The organism is Nocardia sp. NPDC005746 (assembly GCF_040630785.1).
In the GTDB taxonomy this organism is placed as follows: Bacteria; Actinomycetota; Actinomycetes; order Mycobacteriales; family Mycobacteriaceae; genus Nocardia.
Genome location: NZ_JBEXYE010000001.1, coordinates 805,188 through 815,641, shown reverse-complemented (window position 1 = coordinate 815,641; position 10,454 = coordinate 805,188). Strand labels below are relative to the sequence as shown.

Here is a 10,454-nt window from a genome sequence, read left to right as displayed (position 1 = left end):
TCCCCTCATATGACTCCCGAAGCAGTCCTGCCCGGGCAGGGCCGACAGGCCCAGAACCGCATCATCAACCTAGAACACGTTCCAGTCCGATGCAAGCAGTCACCGCACCGCCGCTCCCCACGCGCGAGGCCTTGTCCAGCCCTTCGATAGGCCCGAGGTTGCTTGGCGGACAAGGGACTTCGCAGCGGAGGCGACCACTCTCTCCGGACCAGGAGGTCCGCCGCCATAATCCGACGGCCGGGTGGACCGGCTGCTAGCATCGGCGACCGGCCCCGCCTGGCGGCGGGGAGAGCCAGCGGCTGGAGGGGAAATATTGATGGCAGTCATGGAATTTCGCGATTCCGAGAGCTCGGCCCGACGCACTGTGCGGTGGATTCGCGAATGGGGGTGGTTTGCGGCCTTGCTTTTCGTGCCCAGGGTTCCCAATCGATTCAGTCTGGTGTACGACAGAATTGTCACTGCACCCAACTCGCTCGGTGAGGAATCGCTGTTTCTGAACCTGGGCTACTGGGAGGACGGTACGCAAGACTTCGATCAAGCGGGCGCGGCGTTGGCTCGGCTGGTAGCGACCGAAGCCCGCATCGGGTCCGATGACGTCGTGGTCGACGTCGGTTGCGGACTCGGCGACCAAGACTTTCTCTGGGCGAAAGAGTTTGGCCCGAAACAAATTACAGGCGTGAACATCTCCGCGAAACAGATCGAGATCTCGACCGCGCGGGCCGCCGAATTGGGACTCAGCGATGTCGTGACGTATATGCACGGGTCGGCAAACGATCTACCGCAATCCGATGCGTCCGCAACGAAAGTGACTGCGCTCGAATCAGCACTCCACTTCCCGTCGCGTCCACGATTTTTCGACGAAGCATTCCGAGTCCTGGAACCTGGCGGCCGGTTGGTGACCGCGGACGTCGTGCCGCTCGCAGATGAGCACGTTCCGAGCGAGGTCAAGCGGTCGCGTACCAAGCGCATTCTGGTGCACCGCATATTCACGACTGCCCGCAAGAACAACACCAATGCGGAGGAATATCGCCAAGCGCTCGCGACAGCCGGCTTCGAAAATGTGCGAGTCTATTCGATCCGCGACCACGTATACCCCCAATATACCGAGTATGTCAGCCGCAGGTTCGAGCTTCCGGAGATGAGGCGAATCAATCCGCTGATCCGGCGGTTCTTCGGCCGAAAAGGCGCCTCGTTCTGGGCCCCTTGGCTGGACTACATCGTCGCTGTCGCAGACAAGCCACACATTGAAGGGTTGTCGCGGTGACGGCACCAGAAGCGACATCATCCGAGACGCCGGACAACCCCGTGGCACCGGATCATTCGGTGGCGATCATCGGGGCCGGATTCGGTGGTTTGACCATGGCACTGGAGCTTCGCCGCCTCGGCATCGAGGACTTCGTCATCTACGACCGCCTGGACGGTGTGGGCGGGACGTGGCGGAGTAATGTGTACCCTGGAGTCGGCGTCGATACACCCGCTCAGCTGTACCAGTACCGGGATCATATGAATCCGAACTGGAGTCGGCTTTTTCCGAAGGGGCCCGAAGTACTGGCCTACATCGAGCGGGTCTATCAGGAGAACAACCTCCTGCCCCACGTGCGGCCGAATTGCGAGGTACAGTCGCGCAGCTGGGACGATGAACACAAGCTGTGGAAACTGCGAATCGACGATCGCTGGGTCACAGCGCGTTTCGTGATCTCGGCCATCGGCCCGCTGCCCGAGATCAAGCCACCGGACCTCGAGGGACTGGACGACTACCGCGGAACGGTGCTGCAGCCGGCGTCTTGGGACACCAGCGTGGATCTGACCGGCAAACGCGTCGCGGTGATCGGAACAGGAGCCAGTGCGGTCCAGATCATCCCGGAGATCGCGCCGGCGGCCGGCCAACTCACCGTGTACCAGCGCACGCCGATATGGGTCACGCCCAAATGGGATCCGGCAATGCCGCCCTGGCTCAACGAGTTGTTCCGCCGTGTGCCTCGCGTTCAACGCCTGCTGCACGAAAGTCTCGACTCGATGTACTCACTGACGGTCATGTGGGTGCTGCACTACCAACGCACCCCACGCATCGGGCGCATGGTCACACAGTGGCTCGACGAATTCTATCGACGCGAAATTCCGAACGATGAACTGCGCGCGAAGCTTCTGCCCACTTACACCTTCCCATGCAAGCCGGTCTCACCGACGAACGCGTATCTGCAGACCTTCCTGCGAGACAACGTCGATCTGACCACGGACTCCATCGAGAGAATCACCGAGAACGGTATCCGCACGGTCGACGGAACGGAGCGAGAAATCGATGTACTCGTACTCGCCACCGGGTTCCGGCTCTACTACGATCCGCAGATATATCGCGACCGGCCGGTGACCGGTCGCGACGGGTTCGATATGGCTGAATTCCTGGAGAAGCAGCGAACATCGACCTACCACGGTTACTCCGTACCCGGGATGCCGAACAGCTTCACCATGTTCGGAGACTATGGCTGGACGGGCGGTACCTACCATATCGCGGCGGAGGTTGCCGCGACCCATATAGGCCGCGTCCTCGCCGAAGCCGAACGTCGCGATGCCATCGACGTCGAAGTGCGACAGGCAGCGGCCGAGGAGTGGACCGCCAAAACCGCTGCCCTGACTCCGAACTCACTCTTCGAGGGCGGCACGTGCGATTCGACCAATACGCAGTACATCAACCATCACGGACAATCGGTGTTCTACCGCCCGGTACGCACACGCCGAGCTCGAGCCGATGCACAGTCGTTCCCCCTCGGCGACTACATCTTCGCGGGCCGGTAGGCGTAGCCCACCGTTCACCGACCGAAGTGGTAGTCGGTGAACGGGAAATGGCGTCCACGCCACCGTGTTTCGAGGAGACCGGAGGGCCGGAAGTACGGAGTGTCACCGTGTGAGTTGCTGTAGTAGGTCGGAATGCCCTTGTTCAGCGTGCTGATGTAGTAGCGAAGCACCTGGCCGCGCTTGCGGATCTCGGCATGGTGAGCGGCGTGCGCACGTTCGCTCACCTCGACAACCGAGGCTCCGCGGCGTCTCGCCTCCCGGATCGCTCGAATAGCGTGTGACGCGGTCGTTTCGACCATCCCGTGCCATCCGATATCGGCCAGCGAGTACGGCCCGACCAGCATCCAGCGGTTCGGCAGGCCGGGGAGGGCCACGCCCTCATAGGCCTGTACGCCATTGGCGCGGAAGAACCGACCGAGATCGAATCCATCCCGCCCGACGATGGCGCCTTCGGCGTAACTCTCCGGATCGGTGTGCATCTGATAGCCGGTTGCCAGCACGATGACGTCATATTTGTGCTCGGTGCCATCGCTGGTCCGGAGGCCGTGCTCGGTGAACCGCTCGATGCCGTCGGTGACCAGGCGGACATTGTCGCGATTGAACACCGCCGGGTATCCGGTCGACAGGGTGAGCCGCTTGGTCATGGGGCCGTAGTCGGGTGTCAGTGCGGCGGCCGTGTCGGGATCGTCGATGACCCGACGGAGATAGGCTCCGTATACCCGCTTGGCGAAGGCGTCGAATGCGGCCATCAACGGTTTCACCAGTCTCAAGGGCAGATAGGTGGCCAGTCTGGCGATGGGTTCCATCGCGAGCAAGATCATCCCCTGCTGGGCCGCTGCCACGCCCGGCACGCGCAAGGCGTTCTGGAACCATTGCGGGACCGCGTAATTGGGTTTGGGTACGCACCACACCGGCGTCCGCTGGTGGACATCGAGATGAGCTACTTCGGGCGCGATCGCGGGCGTGATCTGCACGGAACTCGCGCCGGTGCCGACCACGGCCACGCGCTTGCCCGCCATGTCGAAATCATGGTCCCAGGCGTCCGGGCATTGGACCTTGCCGGCGAAGTCAGCGAAACCCTCGATGCCACAATCGACTTTGGGCCGCAGAAAGGCGCCGACCGCGCTGATCACGAACCTGGCCGTAATGATCTGGTCGTCAGCGGTGTGCAACTCCCAGCGGCGGTGTGTCTCGTCCCAGACTTCGCGGACGATCTCGGTGTGGAACCGCAGGTGCCGATAGAGACCGTAGCGGCGAGCGACGTCCCGGTGATACTCCTGCACCTCGGCGCCCGCCGGGAACAGCGTCGGCCAATCGGCCTTGCGCGCGAACGAATACTGGTAGGTGAGCGCGGGTACATCGACACTGATCCCGGGGTAGGTATTGTCGCGCCAACTGCCGCCGACCTCGCCGGCGCGTTCCAGGATGGTGAACTCTTCGATTCCCGCGCGTGTGAGCAGCGCGCCCGCCGCGATACCGCCGGGTCCGGCACCGATCACCACGATCTCGTGATCGGGTTGCGTTGTCGTAGTACCCATGTGTGCATGTCCCTTACTGAATAGGTCGGGTGTCGGCGGTCAGCTGCGTGAGCCATTGAGCTGTCAGCTGCGCCGCTTCTCGGGCCTTGGCACCGCTCAGCGCGGCGTGATCGGCATCCGCGGTGTCGACGACAAGCGTCGGAAGGTCAACGGGCTTGTGTTCGAGCCGCATCGCCAAGTCGAACCACCAGCCGAACGCGGTCAACCGTGCGGTGGTCAGGCCGGCGCGGTCGGGGATCGTGGCGGCCAGCTCGAGCATGTGGTGCCCGCGCGCGTTCAGCCGGCCTTCATCCAATTCTCGGTCGATGAAGCCGTCGAGGATGACCAGGCCGTGCAGCCGGGTATTTCCTTGCTCCACCAGCCGAGTCGCCGCCGCGTGGGCGATGTTTCCGCCTACCGAGTAACCGCCGAGGACGAACTCGTCCTGGCCCACCGTGTCGAGGATCGCCTGGACGATGCTGTCGACAGCGGCATCGAGCGATGCGGGAAGCGGCTCATCCGGGTCGTATCCGGACAGCGGGATAGCCGAGACACGGTGGCTACCGCCCAGATCGGCGGCGTACTGCGCGTACTGAACGGACCCGCCGAGGAATTCGGGGGAATTGACGAATACCAAGTGCGGCAGGACATGCCCGCCACTGATTCCGATTCCGCTCGGCATTCCCTCGGCGACTCGGTCGAACACCGGACGGAGTTTCGCGGCTGCTCGCAAGAACGCCAGACCGCGCTTGAACTTGTTGCCTGCGACGGCCTGCCGGATGACACCGACAACGGTCTCCGAGGCGGATTCTTCCGCCACGGTCTCCGCATCCGCCCCGAACAGTTCGCGCAGTATGTGCCGGGCGACGGCGGCCGGTGTCGGATGGTCGAAGATCAGGGTCGCGGGCAGTCGCAGTCCCGTGAGCGCATTGAGCCGGTTCCGCGCCTCGACCGCGGCCAGCGAATCGAAACCCAACTCCCGGAAGTTGCGGTCCGGATCGATCGCGTCGAGACCGTCATGGCCCAGCACGACCGCCATCTGCTCTCGCACCACGCCCAACAGCGTCGGCAATCGCTCGGCATCCGCCATCGCCGACACCCGCTCCCGCAGAACAGCTCCCGGCTCCCGCGACGGCTCCACCACCGAACGACGTCGCGCGCTCGATACCGATCCCCGCAGCAGCGGGATCAATGTCCCAGCCCTGACCTGCGCATCCAGCACCGCGCGATCCAGCGGCGACGCGACCACCGCGGCACGGTCCTGAACGATCGCGGCGTCGAATAGTGCCAATCCCTGCTCGGTCGACATGGGTGACAACCCGCCACGACCCAATCGAGCGGTGTCGGTATCGGCGAGATGTCCGGTCATCCCGGTGGCGGAAGCCCACCAGCCCCACGCGATCGACGTCGCGACCGAGCCATTCGCACGCCGATGCTCGGCCAAACCGTCCAGGAACACATTCGCGGCCGCGTAGTTGCCCTGCCCCGCCAGTCCCAGTACGCCCGCCACCGACGAATAGAACACGAACATCGGCAAATCCATATGGCTCGTGGCCTTGTGCAGATACCAGGCGGCGTCGGCCTTCGCCGCCAACACCGTGTCCATCCGGTCCGGTGTCAGTGACGTGATCACACCGTCATCGAGCACACCCGCCGCATGCACCACACCCGTCAGCGGGAACTGCTCGGGCACCGCCGCCAGCAACTCGGCCACCCCATCGCGAGTCGCGACATCACAGGCCACGATCCGCACCTGAGCGCCCAGCTCACCCAGCCCCGTCGCCAACAGCGCCGCTCCCGGCGCGGCCGTGCCACGACGACTCGCCAATACCAGCGACCGCACACCATGGTTCGTCACCAGATGCCGGGCCAACGCCGCACCCAAACCGCCGGTGCCACCGGTGACCAGCACCGTCCCCGCCGACACCACGCCAAAGGTGTCCGATACCGACCGTCGCCCGACAGGCAGTCGGGCCAATCGGGCTCCGTGCACGACCCCGGCCCGGATCACGGCCTGGGGCTCGCCTGAAACGAGCACCGCCGCAAGCGCTTCGGCGGTCAGCTCGTCGGTGTCGGTGTCGACGAGGACCACACGACCCGGAGCCTCCGACCGCGCCGAACCCACCAGACCCCAGACCGCCGTACCCGCCAAATCGGTGACATCGTGCCCAGCGGGGCCGACTGCTCCGCGAGTGACCACGACCAGCGTGCTCGCCGCACACCGCGACTCACCCAGCCAGGCCTGCAACACACTCAACGTCTCGTGCGTCGCAGGGCGGACACGGCTCGGTACATCGTCGTCGGCACCGGCTTCGTCCACGCCGCGATCGAATACGACCACCGAGGGAACGGGCACCGCCGCGTTCTGCACTCGGCTACCGAAAACCTCGGCATTGCTGATGGTTTCGGCATCGACAGGCGGGGTGTCCGGTGTCGCCAGAGGTGTCCACCGCACGCCGTGCAACCCGTCGCGGACCGAGAAGGCCTCCGGCTGCGCGGAAGCCGCTTCCCGCACGGTCAAGGATCGCGCGGAGAGCACCAACCGTCCTGCCGCATCGGCGACCCGGATCGACACCGTATCCACCTGCCCCGAGACCGGAGTGATGCGCGCCCGCAGCAGTGTGGCTCCGGTCGCGTGCAGCGTCACTCCCTGCCAGCGGACTGGCGACTTCATCTGCCCCGCAACGGGTTCGGCATCGACGAACTGTCCGTGCAGCATCGACTCCAGCAGAGCGGGATGCACCCCGAACCGCGACACATCGGTGAGCGTCGGGGGCGCCTCGACCTCTACGAAAAGGTCCGCACCGCACCGCCATACCGACCGCGGACCTCCCCCGGGCACGGCGACCGCGCCGGCGGGCGGCCACACCGCCCACCCCGCGGCCGCGTCCGGCTCACCCTCGATACCCAGCACACCCTGTGCGTGCGGAACCCACCTGCCGTCGGCGGTCTCGGCACGGGAATACACCGACACCGACCGGTAGCCGAGTTCGTCGGCGCCTTCCACCACTACCTGCACTTGCGTCCCGACCTCGTCGTGCAGCACAAGCGGATTCAGCAACGTCAGATCCCGCACCAGCGCACATCCGACTTCCTCGGCCGCACGCAGCACCAACTCCAGGTAAGCGGTCTCCGGGAACAGCGCAACCCCGTCCACGGCACGCTCGGCCAGCCACGGATGGGTCGCCAGGCCGACTCGACCCGTCAGCACGACACCGTCACCGTCCGGGGACTGCACCACCGCCCCCAGTAACGGATGACCTGTTGCCGACAGCCCCAACGACGACGCATCGCCACGAGTCGAGGCTCCGTCCAGCCAATACCTGCGCCGCTGAAACGCGTACGTCGGCAACGACACCCCTGCCCCATGCGCAGGTCCCAGCAACGCCTCCCAATCAACCGCCACGCCGGACACTTCCAACTGCGCCGCCGACCGCAGGAAACCGTCCAGGCCCCCGTCGTCACGTCGCAGCGAACCCACCACGGTCACGGGATTCGCACCCGCCGGCAGGTCACACGTCTGCTCGATACCGACCGTCAGCAGCGGATGCGGACTGGCCTCGACGAAGACGTCGTACCCGTCCTCCAGCAGGGCTTGAACCGCTGGTTGGAAACGCACCGGTTCCCGCAGATTCCGGAACCAGTAGTCCGCGTCCAACTCGGCGCCGTCCAGTACGCCGCCGGTCACGCTGGACCAGAACGCCAGGTGCGACGATCCGGGCCGAAGTTCGGCCAGCGCCTTCAGCAGCGGTTCGCGGAGCATGTCGACCTGCGGCGAATGCGAGGCGTAGTCCACCGGGATCCGGCGGGCATGAATGTCGTCGCGCGCACAGGCTTCCAGAAAGGTCTCGAGCTGCGCCGCCACACCGGACACCACCGTTGCCCGCGGGCCGTTGACCGCGGCCACCGACAATTCGCCGTATCCGGCCAGCAGCGAGGTGACCCGGTCGACCGGCAGGGACACCGAGACCATTCCACCCTGCCCGGCCACGGCATTCAGCGCGGCCGACCGCAGCACCACTACCCGAGCGGCATCCTCGAGGGACAGGGCCCCGGCGACGTACGCCGCGGCTATCTCGCCTTGTGAATGACCCACGACGGCATCCGGAACGACACCGGCCGAGCGCCACAGCTCGGCCAGCGACACCATCACCGCGAAGAGCACCGGTTGAATCACGTCGACGCGCTCCAGCGACGGCGCTCCGTCCGCACCCGCGAGCACGTCGGACAACGACCAATCCACCAGCGGCGAGAACGCGGCATCACACTCGGCCATTTTTCGAGCGAACACCGGCGAACAGTCCACCAGCTGTTTTCCCATGCCCAGCCATTGAGCTCCCTGGCCGGGGAACACCAGCACCGTCTTGCGTCGCGCTCCAACGACACCCGTCACCACACCGGGCCTCGGCGTCTGCTCCGACAGCGCGGTCAGCCCCGCGAGCAGCTGGTCACGATCCACACCGACCACCACCGCGCGGTGGTCGAACCGCGACCGCTGGGACACCAGCGACCGCGCCACGTCACGCACGTTCAGCGACGGGTCACCGGCCACGAGATCCCGCAGCCGCCGCGCCTGTCCCGCCAGTGCCTGCGGTGTCCGGCCCGACACCACCCACGCCGCCGACCCGTCCCCGCCGGCACCGGCCACCGGTTCGGTCGCCGATTCCGGTTCCGGCGCCTGCTCGAGGATCACATGCGCATTCGTGCCACTGACGCCGAACGCCGACACCGCCGCCCGGCGCGGCCGATCCACCACCGGCCAATCCCGCTCCGCGGTCAGCAGATCCACATGCCCCGATGACCAATCCACGTGCGTAGACGGCTCATCCACGTGCAACGTCGCGGGCAACACCCCGAAACGCAACGCCTGCACCATCTTGATCAGCCCGGCCATGCCCGCCGCCGCCTGGGTGTGCCCGATATTGGACTTCACCGAACCCAGCCACAACGGCTCCTGACCACGATCACGCTGACCGTAAGTCGCCAGCAACGCCTGCGCCTCGATCGGATCACCCAGCGTGGTGCCGGTGCCGTGCGCCTCCACCACATCCACCCCGCCGACCGACAACCCGGCATTCGCCAACGCCCGCCGGATCACCCGCTGCTGGGAAGGCCCGTTCGGCGCGGTCAACCCGTTCGAGGCGCCGTCCTGATTGACCGCGCTACCCCGCACCACCGCCAGCACCCGATGCCGGTTGCGGCGCGCGTCCGACAAGCGTTCCAGCACAAGCACACCGACGCCCTCACCCCACCCCGTCCCATCGGCCGCCTCCGCGAACGGTTTACACCGGCCATCCGCCGCCAAACCCCGCTGCCGCGAGAATTCCACGAACGACTCCGGTGTCGCCATCACCGCCACCCCACCGGCCAGCGCCAGCGAACACTCCCCCGTACGCAACGCAGTCACCGCCTGATGCAACGCCACCAGACTCGACGAACACGCCGTATCCACCGACACCGCAGGCCCTTCCAGCCCCAGCACATACGACACCCGACCCGACACCACGCTCGACGCCACACCCGTCAACCCGTAGCCGCCGTCGCCGGTATCGGCGCCGGCGCCGTAGCCCTGGTCGATCACACCGACATAGACACCGGTATCGCTGCCCCGCAACGTCTCCGGCCGGATCCCGGCATGCTCGAGGGCCTCCCACACGGTTTCCAGCATCAAGCGCTGTTGCGGGTCCATCTCCAGTGCCTCGCGCGGACTGATCCCGAAGAACCCGGCGTCGAACTCGCCCGCGTCGTCGAGGAACCCGCCCTCCCGCACGTACGACTTGCCCGCGACACCCGGCTCCGGGGAGTACAGACCCGACTGATCCCACCCACGATCGGACGGCCACGCCGACACCGCATCCCGGCCCTCGACCAGCAGGCGCCACAGGTCATCCGGCGAACCCACCCCGCCCGGATAACGACACCCCATGCCCACGATCGCTACGGGCTCCGAGTTCAGCTCCGTCAGCTCCCGCAGCTTGGCCCTGGTTTCCTGGAGCTCGGCGGTGACGCGTCGCAGGAGATGTTGCAGCTTCTGCTGGTCAACCATTGCGGAACCCCTAATCCAGACAACTAGAACCCGATCCAGTTGAAGACGTGGGTATACCGAACTCGCTGCCGAAGCCTGCCATCGATACATCGCGCAAT

Annotated in this window: 4 protein-coding genes; 2 read left to right on the top strand and 2 right to left on the bottom strand. The window is 65.8% G+C overall.

What is annotated here, in order from left to right:
• The first annotated feature begins 316 nt into the window (after window positions 1-316).
• A complete protein-coding gene (locus tag ABZ412_RS03730) occupies window positions 317-1,264 on the top strand; it encodes a methyltransferase domain-containing protein (RefSeq protein ID WP_357275833.1) in 948 nt (315 codons plus the stop codon).
• Window positions 1,261-2,793 (top strand): NAD(P)/FAD-dependent oxidoreductase, encoded by a 1,533-nt coding sequence (locus ABZ412_RS03725; RefSeq protein WP_357275830.1) that lies wholly within the window; start codon window positions 1,261-1,263, stop codon window positions 2,791-2,793. Before ABZ412_RS03730 ends, ABZ412_RS03725 begins: the two co-directional genes overlap by 4 nt.
• Window positions 2,794-2,807: 14 nt before the next feature.
• Here the strand turns inward: ABZ412_RS03725 and ABZ412_RS03720 are convergent, their stop codons facing one another.
• Both ABZ412_RS03720 and ABZ412_RS03715 read right to left on the bottom strand, forming a co-directional pair.
• The gene (locus tag ABZ412_RS03720; RefSeq protein ID WP_357275828.1) at window positions 2,808-4,331 is read right to left on the bottom strand and encodes an NAD(P)/FAD-dependent oxidoreductase; all 1,524 of its coding nucleotides are present in this window, start codon (window positions 4,329-4,331) and stop codon (window positions 2,808-2,810) included.
• Window positions 4,332-4,344: 13 nt separating this feature from the next.
• Window positions 4,345-10,356: an SDR family NAD(P)-dependent oxidoreductase gene (locus ABZ412_RS03715; RefSeq protein WP_357275826.1), complete on the bottom strand. Its 6,012-nt coding sequence runs from the start codon at window positions 10,354-10,356 to the stop codon at window positions 4,345-4,347.
• Window positions 10,357-10,454: the final 98 nt, after the last annotated feature.

What these genes read in the sequence shown, in the direction of transcription:
- ABZ412_RS03715 (WP_357275826.1), bottom strand. Translation starts at nt 10,356, where the DNA reads ATGGTTGACCAGCAGAAGCTGCAACATCTCCTGCGACGCGTCACCGCC.
- ABZ412_RS03720 (WP_357275828.1), bottom strand. Translation starts at nt 4,331, where the DNA reads ATGGGTACTACGACAACGCAACCCGATCACGAGATCGTGGTGATCGGT.
- ABZ412_RS03730 (WP_357275833.1), top strand. Translation starts at nt 317, where the DNA reads ATGGCAGTCATGGAATTTCGCGATTCCGAGAGCTCGGCCCGACGCACT.